General features: G+C 71.5%; 12 protein-coding genes and 1 rRNA gene. 5 read left to right on the top strand and 8 right to left on the bottom strand.

From position 1 onward, the window contains the following. Window positions 1–115 precede the first annotated feature (115 nt). The 7 genes from ABZ822_RS08435 to mtnA all read right to left on the bottom strand — a co-directional run bounded on the left by ABZ822_RS08435 (window position 116) and on the right by mtnA (window position 8,797). Window positions 116–859: a response regulator transcription factor gene (locus ABZ822_RS08435; protein WP_360848928.1), complete on the bottom strand. Its 744-nt coding sequence runs from the start codon at window positions 857–859 to the stop codon at window positions 116–118. A gap of 275 nt (window positions 860–1,134) precedes the next feature. Then, window positions 1,135–1,824, bottom strand: a complete 690-nt coding sequence (gene raiA, locus ABZ822_RS08430; protein ID WP_360848925.1) for a ribosome-associated translation inhibitor RaiA — start codon at window positions 1,822–1,824, stop codon at window positions 1,135–1,137. A gap of 499 nt (window positions 1,825–2,323) precedes the next feature. Further along, entirely contained in the window at window positions 2,324–2,899 is a 576-nt protein-coding gene (locus ABZ822_RS08425) for a phosphoribosyltransferase family protein (protein WP_360848922.1), read from the bottom strand. A 279-nt stretch (window positions 2,900–3,178) separates the two neighbouring features. After that, window positions 3,179–4,963, bottom strand: a complete 1,785-nt coding sequence (locus ABZ822_RS08420) for an LpqB family beta-propeller domain-containing protein (protein ID WP_360848919.1) — start codon at window positions 4,961–4,963, stop codon at window positions 3,179–3,181. A 43-nt stretch (window positions 4,964–5,006) separates the two neighbouring features. Further along, window positions 5,007–6,953, bottom strand: a complete 1,947-nt coding sequence (gene mtrB / locus ABZ822_RS08415; RefSeq protein ID WP_360848916.1) for an MtrAB system histidine kinase MtrB — start codon at window positions 6,951–6,953, stop codon at window positions 5,007–5,009. A 1-nt stretch (window position 6,954) separates the two neighbouring features. Beyond that, complete coding sequence (mtrA, locus tag ABZ822_RS08410) at window positions 6,955–7,644, bottom strand: two-component system response regulator MtrA (protein ID WP_360848914.1); 690 nt, start codon at window positions 7,642–7,644, stop codon at window positions 6,955–6,957. A gap of 4 nt (window positions 7,645–7,648) precedes the next feature. After that, window positions 7,649–8,797 carry an S-methyl-5-thioribose-1-phosphate isomerase gene (gene mtnA, locus ABZ822_RS08405; protein ID WP_360848912.1) on the bottom strand — a complete coding sequence of 383 codons (1,149 nt, stop codon included), beginning with the start codon at window positions 8,795–8,797 and terminating at the stop codon, window positions 7,649–7,651. A 182-nt stretch (window positions 8,798–8,979) separates the two neighbouring features. Between mtnA and ABZ822_RS08400 the strand changes: the two genes are divergently transcribed. From ABZ822_RS08400 to ABZ822_RS08380, 5 genes are read left to right on the top strand one after another with little or no spacing between them, the layout of a single operon-like run. After that, the gene (locus ABZ822_RS08400; RefSeq protein ID WP_360848910.1) at window positions 8,980–10,236 is read left to right on the top strand and encodes a hypothetical protein; all 1,257 of its coding nucleotides are present in this window, start codon (window positions 8,980–8,982) and stop codon (window positions 10,234–10,236) included. Window positions 10,237–10,243: 7 nt separating this feature from the next. Next, a complete protein-coding gene (locus ABZ822_RS08395; RefSeq protein WP_360850419.1) occupies window positions 10,244–10,933 on the top strand; it encodes a DUF4129 domain-containing protein in 690 nt (229 codons plus the stop codon). Then, window positions 10,930–12,177, top strand: a complete 1,248-nt coding sequence (locus ABZ822_RS08390) for a DUF4350 domain-containing protein (protein WP_360848907.1) — start codon at window positions 10,930–10,932, stop codon at window positions 12,175–12,177. Before ABZ822_RS08395 ends, ABZ822_RS08390 begins: the two co-directional genes overlap by 4 nt. Beyond that, window positions 12,174–13,139 (top strand): MoxR family ATPase, encoded by a 966-nt coding sequence (locus ABZ822_RS08385; RefSeq protein WP_360848904.1) that lies wholly within the window; start codon window positions 12,174–12,176, stop codon window positions 13,137–13,139. Before ABZ822_RS08390 ends, ABZ822_RS08385 begins: the two co-directional genes overlap by 4 nt. Window positions 13,140–13,157: 18 nt before the next feature. Then, window positions 13,158–14,468, top strand: a complete 1,311-nt coding sequence (locus tag ABZ822_RS08380) for a DUF58 domain-containing protein (protein ID WP_360848901.1) — start codon at window positions 13,158–13,160, stop codon at window positions 14,466–14,468. Between the two features lie 130 nt (window positions 14,469–14,598). Here the strand turns inward: ABZ822_RS08380 and rrf are convergent. After that, a 5S ribosomal RNA gene (gene rrf, locus ABZ822_RS08375) occupies window positions 14,599–14,715 on the bottom strand. Window positions 14,716–14,881: the final 166 nt, after the last annotated feature.

Here is a 14,881-nt window from a genome sequence, read left to right as displayed (position 1 = left end):
CTCGGATACGGCCGGTACTGCTGGTTCGGGCTGGTGCGTCTGGTAAGGGGCCGGACAGGGCGTGCGCGCCCCGGGCCCTGGCGGCCGGGATCCGGACGGCCGCACCATCCGCCCGCTATCTGATCTCGAGGATCTTTTCGCGCATCGCGTAGACCACGGCCTCCATCCGGGAGTGGAGCTGCAGCTTCTCCAGGATGTTGCGGACGTGGTTCTTGACCGTGTTCTCGCTGATGAACAACTCCTTGGCGATGTCACGGTTGTTCATCCCCGTCGCGACGAGCTTGAGGACCTCCAGCTCCCGGTCGGTCAGCCGGGGGGCGGGCACCAGACGGCGCTCATCGGTGCGCTGGATCATCGACTTGAACTCGGTGAGGAGCTTCGACGCCATCGAGGGGCTGATCTGGGACTGCCCGTCGGCGACCGCACGGATCGCCGTGGCCACCTCGTCGGTCGAGATCTCCTTGAGGAGGTAGCCGGTGGCGCCGGCCTTGATCGCGTCGTAGAGGTCGGCCTCCTCGTCGCTGATCGTCAGCATGATGATCTTCGCGCTGGGGGCCACTTCCTTGATGGACGTGCACGCCTCGATCCCGCCCCGCTTGGGCATCCGGACGTCCATCAGCACGATGTCGGGCAGCAGGTCGGCGGCCTTGTCCACGGCCTCCGCGCCGTCCCCCGCCTCGCCCACGACCTGGATGTCCTCCTCCTGAGCGAGGACGATCTCGAGGCCGCGCCGGAAGAGGGCATGGTCGTCCACCACGAGGACCCGGATGGGCTCCTTCCGTGGCCGGGCCGTATCCGCACCGGCCGGGTCGACGCACGCGTCGTACCCGCCGGGTCGGGGCCCGAAGCTGTCCGCCATCGTTCCTCCCCCTGAAGTCCATGGCCCTGGGTTGCCTGCCGGGCCAACCGGTCTGAAGAGAGCGCGGGTTGGCTGCGCCGCCATGATTCCATGACCGGACGCCGCCGCGCGGCCCTCGTGGTCGCACAATGGTGCCCTCGGGAGCGCCTTCCGCGCTCCCGAGGGCACCGAATCCGGCCTCTGTTCAGCGATTTCCGGCGGCTGGCCGCCCTTCCTCCGTAAGCTTCGCCGGCTGTGCGGACCTCACGGGCTTCGCGGGCTTCGTGAGCCCGGCGTCAGCCGCCGAGCGCTCCGCCCGCGCCGTGCGGGGCCACCTCGACCATGGGGTCGGACTCCAGGTGGATCACGCCGTAGTCGTAGGCGTGGCGGCGGTAGACCACGCTGGGTGCCTTGGTCTCGGAGTCGATGAACAGGTAGAAGTCGTGTCCGACCAGCTCCATCTCGTAGAGGGCCTGGTCGAGCGTCATCGGGGCGGCGGCGTGGGTCTTCTCCCGGACCACCAGCGGTCCGTCGCCCTGGATTTCGAGGGAACCGATCTTCTTGGTGGGGATGGTCTCCTCCACCCGCGTCTCGGACGCTGCGATGTCTCCGTTGAGACGTGCGGCGAGCGGCGCGGTGGCGGCCGCGACGCTGGTCGGCGTCCGGCTGCCGCCCCGGTGGACCCGGCGCTTGTCGGCCTGCTTGCGCAGTTGCGCTTCGAGCCTGGCGGTGGCCGCGTCGAGTGCGGCGTAGGCGTCTGCGGCCGAGGCTTCCGCCCTGATGACGGGTCCACGGGTGCGGAGCGTGATCTCCACTCGGTCGCAACGGTCGGCCTGACGGGGATTGTGTTCCTTGGACACCTCGACGTCGAGGCTGATCACCTTGCCGTCGATCTTCTGGATCTTGTCCAGCTTCAGCTTCTCGGCCACGTGCTTACGGAAGCGCTCAGGCACCTCGGTCTTGCGGCCCTTGACGACGATGTCCACGCAGAACTCCGTTCCCGGACGGCTCCGCTGAGCACGGAGCGCATCCCAACTTGCCCTGAGACCGGTCGGGCTCGCCTTCTCCTCCGGCGCCGGCCCGTCCGGCACTGCGTCTGCTGCATCGCCACGCACCCGGGCGTCGTCCGGAGTCGCGGCGTTGCGACTTTCACGTCCTCCTCCCCAGTCGACAAGATCACAACCCCATCGACTTCAGAGACGGCGAAAAGTCCCGAAGCACGCTTGTCCGACATTCATGGCAAAAGGTCCGCCACTTCCTCACAACCGAACATAGCTCGACCGGATGGGTGTCGGCACCCCCTACCGGCGCGTACTTGGGCTTCGGAACTCCTTCCCCTCACATCACGAGCAACGACGATCGATTCACGCCAGTTCCCTCTCCGTTCAGCACAGAGATGATCCGGCGCAGCACGGTCCTCACCTCCCGGAATCAGCCTCCTGGCCACCCGGCACCACGTCCGGGTCAGCCGGTGCACGATGCGGGTCAGAACGCCGTCGGCGGAGCGGCGACCACCGCCGCGCCCGCGACCCGGCCACCGGCCTCCCTCACCGCCCTCGCCCCCTCCACGAGCGACGCCCCCGTCGTCATCAGATCGTCCACCAGCACCACCGAGGCGCTCTCCGGCCCTGCCTCACCGCCGCCGAGCAGCCCGGCGGCGCGCTCGCGGACCGCCAGGGCCCCGGAGAGGTTCGCGAGACGCTGCGGAGCGGTCAGCCCGGACTGGTCCGCCACGGCCCGCTGCTGCCGCAGTACCGGGAGCACCCTCGCCGGCCGGCCCTCGCGTCTGAGCCCCGCGGCCGCGGACCGGGCGACTCTCCGTGTCGGATCATGCCCCCGTGCCGCCACCGCCCGCCGCGCCGACGGAACCGGCACCAGCAGCAGCCCGCCCCGCCCGCCCGTGCACGCACGTATCGCACCGGCCAGGGCCTCGCCCAGGGGCCCGGCCAGCGCCAGGGCCCCGCGCTCCTTGTGGGCGAGCAACACGTCCCGCACCTCGCCCCCGTACGGCGCCGCGGCATGGACGGGCGGCAGGCCCGCGGGCTCCGGACTCGGACGCACCCGACGCGGTCCCTCCCCGCTCAGCGCCGCACGGCACCGGTCGCACAGCACGCTCCGTGGCCGACCGCACCCCGCGCACCCGACCGGCAGGACGAGCCCCGCGATCTCCTGCCACCACCTCTGGATCCCCCGCATGACGGCCACTCTGCCGCCCGCGGCCGCGGGCCACCAGCCCTGTGGACAACGCCTCGCGGACGCTGCCGGGCGGCCCGTACGGCACGACGTACTCCCCGCCGCACCACTCCACGTACGACCTGGTCAGCGGCGCACCGGCGGGTGTCAGCCCGGGTAGACGGGAGCCGTGCCCTTCTCGGCCACCAGCCGCCAGTTCGCGTCGACCGGCAGCCGCACGATCCCGTCGTCGGAGTGCGCGACCAGCGGCTTGCTCTCGTCCTCCGAGGCCGCGACCGCCTCGACGCCGCTGATACCCGGCAACGTCGGCGTCTTCGACGACGAACCGTCGGTCTCCACGTACTGGAGCTGCTGCACCCCGCCGGGCTCCCGGCCCACGACCACCAGCCGGCTGGTGCCCGCCCACGACGCGGACTCCACATGTTCCAGCTGCGGCGCCACCGACAGTAGATCGTTCACCACCAGCGGCGTCTTCCCCGCACCGGTGTCAGACCGCTCCACACGCCCCAGCTCCAGCGACGTCCGCCCGTCCCGCGTGACCAGCAGCGCGATCCGCACGCCGTCCGACGACACGCGCAGGCCCTCGATCCGCCCGTCGCCGAGCGACGGCACGTCGACCTCCTGCGCCTCGTCCGTGCCCGCCGCGAGCCGCAGCAGCCGCGGCCGCTTGGGGTCCCGGTCGGCGATCCACAGGTTGCCGTCACCGTCCCAGCTCGGGGCGGTGAGGGCGTCCTTCTCGCTCTTGGCGCGGGACCGGAGCTTGGCGTCCCCGCGCTCCGCGCCCGAGCTCATCGGCGCCACGTACAGCGACCGTCCGTCCAGGGAGACCCCTGCGGCCTGGCGCTCCGCGCGGTCGACGCCGACCGACCCCAGCTGCACGGTGCCGTCCCCGAACGGGCCCTCCACCCTGCTCGGCTCGTCGCTGGCGTCGGAGAGGCTGGCCAGCCGGTGCTCGCCGTCGATGAAGTACTGCCGCTCGGTGTGCTTGCGCAGCCCCGCGGGCGCGTACACAGCCGCCTCCCCCGGGGTCAGCGAACACAGCTCGGAGCCGTCCCGGCCGGCCAGCACCACGCGGCTGATCTTGGCCGACGCCTGGTCCTGCACGGTGTGGAGGAGCTGGGCCGCCATGCGTGTGCACTGCACCCCGCCGAGGTGCGACGCCCTGCCGCTGAGCCGGACCTTCAGCCCGTCCGAGTCGTCCAGGGAGAGCGAGGAGTCGAGGAGCCGGGTCCCGGTCGGGAACTGCGAGTCCACCACGCTCTCCATCCAGCTCGTGGGCCCCTGGAGCAGAGCCTTCACGCTGGAGGTGATCGAGTCGATCCCGCGCCGCAGATAGACCGGATCCGCGACGAGGACGTGCTTCTGCGCCCCCGCGGCCCGGTCGTCACGGTCCGACGACGCGAAGTAGTACGTGTTGGCCGAGCGGTAGAGGCGGTCGAAGTCCGACTTGCCGAGCACGAGCCCCGTGGGCGGGATGTCGATACGCCACTCACCGCTGGCCTTGGTCAGGTGGACCGTCGTCCGGTACGAGCCCTCGGCGGGGTTGTACGCCTGCTTCCGGTCCACCGTGGCTATTCGGTGGCCGCTGACCTCCGCGACGGCGGTCTTCTGCTCGGGGTCCCGGATGGGCCCGTCCATGGTGGGATTCGGCGCGTCCTCGAGCACCGTGGTCTGCGAGAACGGCTGCCAGCTCTTGGACGCCGCTTCCGTGAGGTACAGCTGGGCGGTCTTGAAGTCCGCTTCCTCGCTGGTCACGGCCTCGAGGAAGCCGCGCACGATGTCGTTCGGCCCCTCGCCCGCCCTCGGCGGTACCCCGTAGACCCGTACCTGGCTCTCGGCCTCCGCGCGCGGCGAGGCATCGACCCGGCTCACCTCGCCGCTGTCCGGCATCGAGGCGCAGCCCGCCACCAGCAGGGCTGCCGAGCCGAGCACGACCGCCCCCCGCAGTGAGCTCGCTCGACGATGTGTGTGCCGGTCAGAGCCCACGCGGCCCGCCCTTCCGCTCCGGTTCCCGGTCCTCGTCCGCCGACGACGCCGCCTCCGCCTGCGGCGCGGTACGCGGCTGCGGCGGCACGGCGGCCATCCGGCGGCCGTGCGGCAGACCCGCGTCGATCAGCCCGCGGTTGCGCCGCGAGTCCTCCGGCTCGAGCGGGATCGGCGACCCGCGCAGCGACTCGCCCGCCGTGCACGGCAGGGTCAGCCGGAACTGCGAGCCGCCGCCCGGCTCACCCCAGGCCTGCAGCCAGCCGCCGTGCAGCCGCGCGTCCTCGACGGCGATCGACAGGCCGAGGCCCGTACCGCCCGTCGTCCGCGCCCGGGCCGGGTCAGCCCGCCAGAAGCGGTTGAACACCCGCGTCGCCTCGCCGGGCTTCAGCCCCACGCCGTAGTCGCGTACGGCCACCGCCGCGGCGCCGCCCGCGGTCGCGAGCCGCACGACGAGATCACGGCCCTCGCCGTGCTCCACGGCGTTGACCACCAGATTGCGCAGCACCCGCTCGAGGCGGCGCGCGTCCGCCTCGACGATCACCGGGTGCTCGTCGCCGCGGACCTGGATGTAGCTGCCCTTGCGCTCCGCGAGCGGTTCGGCGCCCTCGATCACCCGGTGGACGATGTCCCGCAGGTCGACCGGGGCCGCCTCCAGGGCCGCCGCGCCGGCGTCGAACCGGCTGATCTCCAGGAGGTCCGACAGCAGCGACTCGAAGCGGTCGAGCTGGCCGCGCAGCAGCTCCGCCGACCGCGCGGTCGCCGGATCGAAGTCCTCCCGGGCCTCATGGATGACATCGGCGGCCATACGTACGGTCGTCAGCGGGGTGCGCAGCTCGTGCGACACGTCCGAGACGAAGCGCCGCTGCATCCGCGACAGCTCCTCGAGCTGCTGGATCTTCACCTGCAGGTTCTGCGCCATCTTGTTGAAGGACTCACCGAGACGTGCGATGTCGTCCTCGCCGGTGACCTTCATACGCTCCTGCAGCCGCCCGGCCGCCAGCCGCTCGGAGATCCCGGCCGCCATCCGTACGGGGGTGACGACCTGCCGGACCACGAGCCAGGCGATGGCGCCGAGCAGCACCACCACGAACACGCCGGCGGTCGCCAGCGTGCCCTTGACCAGGCTCAGCGACTTCTCCTCCTGGGTGAACGGGAAAAGGTAGTAGAGCTGGTACGCGTGGCCGTTGACGTCGTTGAGCTGCCGGCCGATGGCAAGGCCGGGCTCCCCGGAGTCGCTTCCCTCGCGGAAGATCCTGGTGTGCTGCTCGTGGGTCCCCGGCTCCGCGTCGACCGCCGTCCGCAGCTCGTCCGGAACGCTCTTCTCCGGATCCACGAAGCCGGAGGCGCGCGGCCCCCGCGTACCGCGGCTGTCGTCGACCAGTGCCTGCTCGGTCTCGGAGCTGAGCGCCACCACCGAGTAGACGCCCTGTCCGCCACTGGCGAGTTGCTCGACCAGATCGGTCAGCCACTCGCTGGAGTTCCGCGCGCCGCGGGCACGGACCTGGCCGTCCTGGCCGCGGACGTCGGAGTCCGCCTTCTCGCGGGCCACGTTGAAGCCGCCGACGGCCTGGCTCTGCGCCGCGCCCTGCTTGGCGTCCTGCAGGCCGTTGCGGACCTGGCCGATGACGACGATGCCGAGCAGCAGCACGACACCGAGGGACATGAGGAGCGTGGTGGCGACGACGCGGAGCTGGATGTTGCGCCGCCACAGCCGCACCGCCGGCAGCATCGGCCTGCGGAACCACCGCCACAACAGGCGCAGCACGGGATGGACGGGGCCGCCGGGGGCACCGTCCTGCAGCAGATTCCCGCCCTGCCAGAACCGTTCGAACAACGAGATCTTGCCCACCGGGTCGACGGGCCGCCCCGAACGCGATCCCCCCGAGGGCTCGGCCCCCAGAGCTCCGGCCTCCGGAGCAGCACCGTTCCCGGACATGTCAGCTGGGCCCGGCCTTGTAACCGACGCCGCGCACGGTCACCACGATCTCCGGGCGCTCGGGGTCCCTCTCGACCTTCGAGCGGAGCCGCTGGACGTGCACATTGACCAGCCGGGTGTCCGCCGCGTGGCGGTAACCCCAGACCTGCTCGAGCAGCACCTCGCGCGTGAACACCTGCCACGGCTTGCGGGCCAGCGCGACGAGCAGGTCGAACTCGAGCGGGGTCAGCGCGATCGACTGACCGTCCCGCTTCACGGAGTGACCCGCGACATCGATGACCAGATCGCCGATGGCGAGTTGCTCGGGCGCCGGCTCCTCGGAACGGCGCAGCCGCGCGCGGATCCGCGCGACCAGCTCCTTCGGCTTGAACGGCTTGACGATGTAATCGTCGGCACCGGACTCCAGCCCGACCACCACGTCGACCGTGTCACTCTTCGCGGTCAGCATGACGATCGGTACGCCGGACTCAGCCCGGATGAGCCGGCACACCTCGATGCCGTCCCTGCCGGGCAGCATCAGATCGAGCAGCACCAGATCGGGCTTGACCTCGCGAAATGCGGCGAGGGCCTTGTCACCGTCCGAGACGAACGACGGTTCAAAGCCTTCTCCGCGCAGCACGATGCCGAGCATCTCCGCCAGTGCGGTGTCGTCGTCGACGACCAGGACGCGTCCTTTCATAATCGACATCATCCCATTAGCTAATCGTTACCTGGCGTGACCTGGCACACAGCTCCTTGAGCCCCGCGCCCGTGACCGGCGACAGCACCCCGGCCTCGGTGACGATCGCCGTCACCAGATCCGGCGGCGTGACGTCGAAGGCGGGGTTGTACGCCTGGGTCCCCAGCGGCGCCACCGGTATCCCGGCCCCCGGCTCCCCCGCCGCTCCCGGCGCGGACGGCGCCGCGATCTCCGTCACCTCGTGCCCGGGCCTCTGCTCCACCTCTATCGACGCCCCGTCCGGGGTCGACAGGTCCACGGTCGTGACCGGCGCGACGACGACGAACGGCACATGGTGGTAGCGCGCCAGCACCGCCAGCGGGTAGCTGCCGACCTTGTTCGCCACCGAGCCGTCGGCGGCGATCCGGTCCGCCCCGATCAGCACGGCGTCGACCTCGCCCGCGGCGAACAGCGAGCCCGCCGCGTTGTCGGCGAGCAGCGTGTACGGCATGCCGCTCCGCGCCGCCTCGTACGCCGTCAGCCTGGCCCCCTGCAGCAGCGGGCGCGTCTCGTCGACCCACAGCCGCCGCAGCTCACCGGCGCGGTGCGCGGACCTCGCCACCGCGAACGCCGTGCCCTCGCCGCCCGAGACCAGGGTGCCGGTGTTGCAGTGGGTGAGAATCCGGTGACCGCCGCCGGGAAGCAGCTCGCCGAGCAACGCGAGACCGTGCTCCGCCATGCGCGCGCTCGCCTCCGCGTCCTCCCGGTGCAGTGCGCGCGCCTCGGCGAGCGCGGCGGCCGCTGCCTGCTCCGGGCCGGCCCCTTCCTCGGTGGCCCGGATGTACGCACCCAGGGCCCGTCCCACGCCGTAGCCGAGGTTCACGGCGGTGGGCCGCGCGTTCGACAGCAGCTCGACGGCCTCGTCCACGTCGTAGCCGCGTGCGGCGGCGAGCGCGACGCCGTAGGCACCGGCGATACCCAGCAGCGGCGCCCCGCGGACGGCCAGCGTACGGATCGCTTCGACCAGCGCCGGTACGTCGGTGCAGGCCAGCTCCACCTCCTCGGCGGGCAGTCGGGTCTGGTCGAGGAGCACCACCATGGGGCCCTCAGGCGGTTCGTCCCAGCGGAGTGAAGGAACTGCGGGTGGCCCTCCGGCCACCGGAGGTACCGCGTCCTGATCAGCCATTCGCCCAGTCTGCACGCTCCGGCACAGGTATTTGAAGGTGCGGCGAGGGTAGAGGGCCAGGTACGAACGCCGACGGCCCGTGGCACGATGGCAGCCAACCGGCCGCTGCTGTGGTTCTCCCGGGGCTGTCGCCCCGTCACCGGAGCCCAGCCGACTCCGCGGACGGGCACCGTGAAGGAGCGATGATGAACGACTCTCCGGGCTGGGCTTCGCCCGGGTCCTCCCCCTCGGACGATCCGGGGCGGGAGAAGTCCGGATCCACCCCTCCTCCTCCCGGACCTCCTCCCGGTCCTGGCGGCGGCCCTGCCTGGGGCGGCCAGAGTGGTTGGGGCGGTCAAGGCGGCCCGGGCGGCTGGGGTGGCCAGGGCGACCCCGGAGGCTGGGGCGGCCAGGGCGGCTGGGGTTCGGGCTGGGCACAGCCCCCGGCGGCCAAGCCCGGCATCATTCCGCTCCGCCCCCTCGGTGTGGGCGAGATCCTCGACGGCGCGGTGTCCACCATGCGCGCCCACTGGCGCACGGTGCTGGGCATCTCCCTCGTCGTCGCCGTCCTGACCCAGGGCGTCTCGACCCTCGCGACCGGGCTCTGGTTCCGCGACACGGCCAGCCTCGAGGGCCTGGAGAACAACCCGAATCCCACGCTGAACGAGACCCTCGACGCCCTCGGCTCCACCATGGCCAGCACCGGCGTGACCTGGCTGATCAACATGCTCGGCACGATCATCGCCACCGCCATGCTGACCATCGTCGTGAGCCGTGCCGTCCTGGGACGTTCCGTGTCCACCTCCGAGGCATGGCAGGGCTCCAAGTCCCAACTGCCGCGTCTCTTCGGCCTGTTGTTCCTGATCCCGCTGCTCATCCTCGGCGTCGCCGCGGTCGGTGTCGCACCTGGACTGATCCTCTCCCAGGCCGGCAGCACTCGCGCGGGAGCGGCCCTCGCACTGATCGGGGGCCTGGCCGGGATGGTCGCCGCCATCTGGCTGTGGATCCGCTACAGCCTCTCGGCCGCCGCCCTCATGCTCGAGAAGCAAGGCGTGGTCGCCTCGATGCGCCGCTCCGCCAAGCTCGTACGCCGCGCCTGGTGGCGGGTGTTCGGCATCCAGCTCCTCACGGTCATCCTGATCACCGTCGTCGCGGCGGTCATCGAGGTGCCGGTGGGCATCGTCGGCGTGTTCGCCGGCGGCGAGGGCGCCATGGACTGGGTGTCCGGTGAATCCACGGTCGCCACCTGGCCGTTCCTGATCGTCATGGGCGTCGGCGCGGTGATCAGCTCCACGATCACCCTGCCCATCAGCGCCGGCGTCACGGCCCTCCTCTACATGGACCAGCGCATCCGCCGCGAAGCGCTGGACCTCGAACTCGCCCGTGCCGCCGGGGTCCCCGGCTACGGCGAGCCGGAGCCCAGCGCCTCGCCGACCCACGACACCGCACCGGGGAGCTGATGCGGTGATCTCGACGGGGGGCACGGCCGCACTGACGCGCTTCCTCGTGCGGGCCGGCGACGAGGGACCGGTGACGATCCCGCGCGTCCCCGCCCGGGAGGCGGCGGAACGCGAACTCTCCAAGTCGATGTACCAGGAGCACGAACCGGGCCTGTTCCAGCGGGCCCTGGACTGGTTCTGGGAACGCGTCGGCGATCTGCTCAACGCTGCCTCCGGGGCCACTCCCGGCGGTACAGTCGGCGTCGTCGTCATCGTCGTAGCCGTCCTCCTGCTCGTGGTCGCCCTGCGCCTGAGGCTCGGGGCATTGCGCCGCACCCCCACCACCGGGAGCACGCTCTTCGACGACCGCCCCCGCAGCGCCGCCGAGCACCGTGCGGCGGCCGAACGCCACGCGGCCGAGAGCCACTGGGACCAGGCCGTCCAGGAACGCATGCGAGCCGTCGTCCGCTCCCTGGAGGAACGCGCCCTGCTCGACCCGCGCCCGGGCCGCACCGCGGACGAAGCCGCGACCGAGGCGGGCCGCTCCCTTCCCGACCACGCCGAAGCCCTGAAGTCCGCCGCCCGCGCCTTCGACGACGTCACGTACGGCGGCCGCCACTCCAGCCCCGACGCGTACGCACGCCTCGTCGAACTCGACACCGCCGTCCAGCGCAGCAGGCCCCGCTTCGACAACGCCACGGCGGGAGGCGCGCGATGACCGCGTCCGCCACCGTCGCCACGTCCGGCTCCCCCACCGCACGCCAGATGTGGACCCGCTCCCGCGGACTGCTGCTGGGCCTCGCCATCCTCGTCGTCGCGGGTGTCATCCTGGCCGTGTTCCGCTCCGGCGAGCAGCGCGGCCTTCTGGACCCCCGCTCCGCGGACCGGTACGGCAGCCGCGCCGTCGCCGAACTCCTCGCCGACCGCGGCGTCTCCACCGAGGTCGTCACGACCGCCGACGCCGCCACCGCAGCCGCCCGCCCCGGCACGACCGTCCTCATCGCGGAGCCCGACCGCCTCACCGATAGCCGGCAACGGAAGCTGCACGCCGCCCTGGCGAAGTCCGGCGGCCGCGCCGTGCTCGTCGGCGCCGGTGAATCCTCCGCCGAAACCCTCGCCCCGGGCGTACGCGTCGCCGAACCCGTGGACGTCGGTACCCGCTCCCCGGGCTGCGACCTGCCCGCTGCCCGCCGGGCCGGGGCCGTCGAACTGGGCGGTGTCCGCTACCACTTCACCGGCCGTGGCTCCGACGCCTGCTACCGCAGCGGCGGACTCCCCACCCTGCTCCGCGTGCCAGGGGCGAACGGCGGCGACACCGTCCTCCTCGGCTCCCCCGACCTCCTCCTCAACGACCGCCTGGCGAAGGAAGGCAACGCCTCCCTCGCGCTCCAGCTGCTCGGTTCCCGCGACCATCTCGTCTGGTACCTCCCCTCGGTCTCCGATGCGGGCGCCGGTGAAGGCGACCGCAGCTTCATCGATCTCATCCCCGACGGCTGGCACTGGGCCGTGCTCCAACTCGCCGTGGCCGCGGCACTCGCAGCCCTCTGGCGCGCCCGCAGGCTCGGCCCGCTGGTCGCCGAACGGCTGCCCGTCGTCATCCGGGCATCGGAGGCCACCGAGGGCCGTGCCCGGCTCTACCGGCAGGCGAACGCCCGCGATCGTGCCGCCGAGGCCCTGCGTTCCGCCACGCGTACCCGGCTCGCTCCACTCGTCGGCGTGCCGGCCGCGACGGCCCACAGCCGCCAGGACCTCGTGCCGGCAGTCGCAGCACAACTCCCGCCACCGGACATCGACGCCCTGCTGTTCGGCCCGGCGCCCGCGGACGACCCCGCTCTGGTCCGTCTCGCCGACGAACTCGACGAGCTGGAGCACCGCATCACGTCGAGCAGCACCCGCCACGCCGACTCCGCGTCAGCCCCGCACCCCGCATCACCCCCGATCGAAAGGGACCGCACTCCGTGAGCGCCCCGACCCCCGACAGCGCCCGTGCTTCGCTCGAGGCCCTGAGAAACGAGATCTCCAAGGCCGTGGTCGGCCAGGACCCCGCGGTCACCGGCCTCGTCGTCGCTCTGCTGTGCCGTGGTCACGTCCTCCTGGAGGGCGTCCCGGGAGTCGCCAAGACGCTGCTCGTCCGCGCCCTGGCCGCATCGCTCCAACTGGAGACGAAGCGCGTGCAGTTCACCCCGGACCTGATGCCGAGTGACGTCACCGGCTCGCTGATCTACGACGCGCGCACAGCCGAGTTCTCCTTCCAGCCCGGACCGGTCTTCACCAATCTGCTGCTCGCCGACGAGATCAACCGCACGCCTCCGAAGACGCAGGCATCGCTGCTCGAAGCCATGGAAGAACGTCAGGTCTCGGTCGACGGGACGCCCCGGTCACTCCCGGACCCGTTCCTCGTCGCCGCCACACAGAACCCGGTCGAGTACGAGGGCACCTACCCCCTCCCCGAAGCCCAACTCGACCGATTCCTGCTCAAGCTGACGGTGCCTCTGCCCTCCCGTGAGGACGAGGTCGACGTCCTCACCCGGCACGCCGAGGGCTTCGACCCCCGGGACCTCGCAGCAGCCGGGCTGCGCCCCGTAGCAGGACCCGAGGACCTGGCGGCCGCCCGGGAAGCCGTCGCCAAGACATCGGTCTCCCCCGAGATCGCCGGCTACGTCGTCGATATCTGTCGTGCCACCCGCGAATCCCCCTCGCTCTCTCTCGGCGCCTCCCCCCGCGGAGCCACCGCTCTCCTCGCCACGTCACGAGCCTGGGCCTGGCTGACAGGCCGCGACTACGTGACTCCTGACGATGTGAAGGCACTCGCCCTGCCCACACTCCGCCACAGGATCCAGCTCCGCCCCGAAGCGGAGATGGAAGGCGTCACCGCCGACTCCGTCATCACGTCGGTCCTGGCCAACGTGCCCGTGCCGCGCTGAGGCGACAGGAACAAGACCTTGGCTCTCACCGGACGGACCGCCCTGATCGCCGCACTCGGCGCTCTCCTCACCGGTCTCCTCGCCCCCCACCGGACCGGCTTCCTCGCCCTCAACTCCCTCCTCGCACTCGCAATTCTGTGCGATCTGGCACTGGCCGCACCAGTGCGAAGCCTTCGTTTCACCCGATCCGGTGACACATCCGTTCGACTCGGAGAAGTAGCACACGTGCAGCTCGTGCTGGAGAACCCGTCGAGCCGTCCCCTGCGGGCGCACCTCCGTGACGCCTGGCCTCCCAGCAGCTGGCCGGCTCCCACCGGACCCGCCGCGTCCCGCCACCGGCTCACGGTCCCGCCGGGCGAGCGCAGAAGGCTCACAACGGCTCTGCGGCCCACACGCCGCGGAGACCGCAGGTCCGAGCGCGTCACGGTCCGCTCGCACGGCCCCCTCGGGCTGGCCGCCCGCCAAGGCCACCACAACGTCCCCTGGACCGTCCGCGTCCTCCCGCCCTTCACCAGCCGCAAACACCTGCCTGCCAAGCTGGCCCGCCTCCGCGAACTCGACGGCCGGACCAGCGTCCTGACCCGCGGTGAGGGCACCGAGTTCGACAGCCTCCGGGAGTACGTCCCCGGCGACGACACCCGATCCATCGACTGGCGCGCGACAGCACGTCAGTCCGCCGTCGCCGTCCGCACCTGGCGCCCTGAACGCGACCGCCGCATCCTGCTGGTGCTCGACACCGGCCGCACCTCGGCCGGACGCGTCGGCGACGCTCCGCGCCTCGACGCCTCCATGGACGCCGCGCTGCTCCTCGCGGCCCTGGCCACACGCGCCGGAGACCGAGTCGACCTGCTCGCGTACGACCGACGCCTCCGCGCCTCCGTGCAGGGCCGGGCGGCCGGAGATGTTCTCCCTGCCCTGGTCAACGCATTGGCAACACTCGAGCCGGAGCTCGTCGAAACGGACGCCCGGGGACTCGCCGCGACCGCCCTGCGCTCCGCGCCGCGACAGTCGCTGATCGTGCTGCTCACCGGTCTCGACGCCGCAGCCGTCGAAGAGGGCCTGCTGCCCGTCCTCCCTGGACTTACGCATCGCCACACGGTGCTCCTGGCCTCCGTGGCCGATCCGCGCGTCGAGGAGATGACCCGGTCCCGCGGCACGCTCGACAGCGTCTACGAAGCGGCGGCGGGGGCCCGCGCTCAAGCGGAGCGTCTCCGTACGGCGGACCGCTTGCGCCGTCACGGCGTGACCGTGGTCGACGAGACTCCGGGCGACCTGGCTCCCGCGCTCGCCGACACCTATCTGTCGCTCAAGGCCGCAGGCCGGCTCTGACGACGACGCCCTGGCTCCACTCCGCTGTCACACGTATTCGGAACTGCCTTTACGGCGGAGAGAAAACGCCCCAAACGCAAGAGAGCCCTGTCGGGAACCGAAGTTCCCGACAGGGCTCTCTGCAACGATTGTTCGGCGGCGTCCTACTCTCCCACAGGGTCCCCCCTGCAGTACCATCGGCGCTGAAAGGCTTAGCTTCCGGGTTCGAAATGTAACCGGGCGTTTCCCTAACGCAATGACCACCGAAACACTATGAAACACACAACCATCACCGTCACCCCACACACGGGTGGGGCCGGGGTCGTTGTTTCAGAACCAACACAGTGGACGCGAGCATCTGAGGACAAGCCCTCGGCCTATTAGTACCAGTCAACTCCACACCTCACGGCGCTTCCATATCTGGCCTATCAACC

This window comes from Streptomyces sp. NPDC047108, assembly GCF_040643575.1.
Lineage (GTDB): Bacteria > Actinomycetota > Actinomycetes > Streptomycetales > Streptomycetaceae > Streptomyces.
Note: the sequence above shows the minus strand (reverse complement) of the source record. Positions and strands in the feature narration are given on the sequence as shown.

Excerpts from the sequence above, each read along its gene's own strand:
- mtnA (WP_360848912.1), bottom strand. The coding sequence starts at position 8,797 with ATGGCTGATCAGGACGCGGTACCTCCGGTGGCCGGAGGGCCACCCGCA.
- mtrB (WP_360848916.1), bottom strand. The coding sequence starts at position 6,953 with ATGTCCGGGAACGGTGCTGCTCCGGAGGCCGGAGCTCTGGGGGCCGAG.
- ABZ822_RS08400 (WP_360848910.1), top strand. The coding sequence starts at position 8,980 with ATGATGAACGACTCTCCGGGCTGGGCTTCGCCCGGGTCCTCCCCCTCG.
- ABZ822_RS08435 (WP_360848928.1), bottom strand. The coding sequence starts at position 859 with ATGGCGGACAGCTTCGGGCCCCGACCCGGCGGGTACGACGCGTGCGTC.
- ABZ822_RS08390 (WP_360848907.1), top strand. The coding sequence starts at position 10,930 with ATGACCGCGTCCGCCACCGTCGCCACGTCCGGCTCCCCCACCGCACGC.
- mtrA (WP_360848914.1), bottom strand. The coding sequence starts at position 7,644 with ATGATGTCGATTATGAAAGGACGCGTCCTGGTCGTCGACGACGACACC.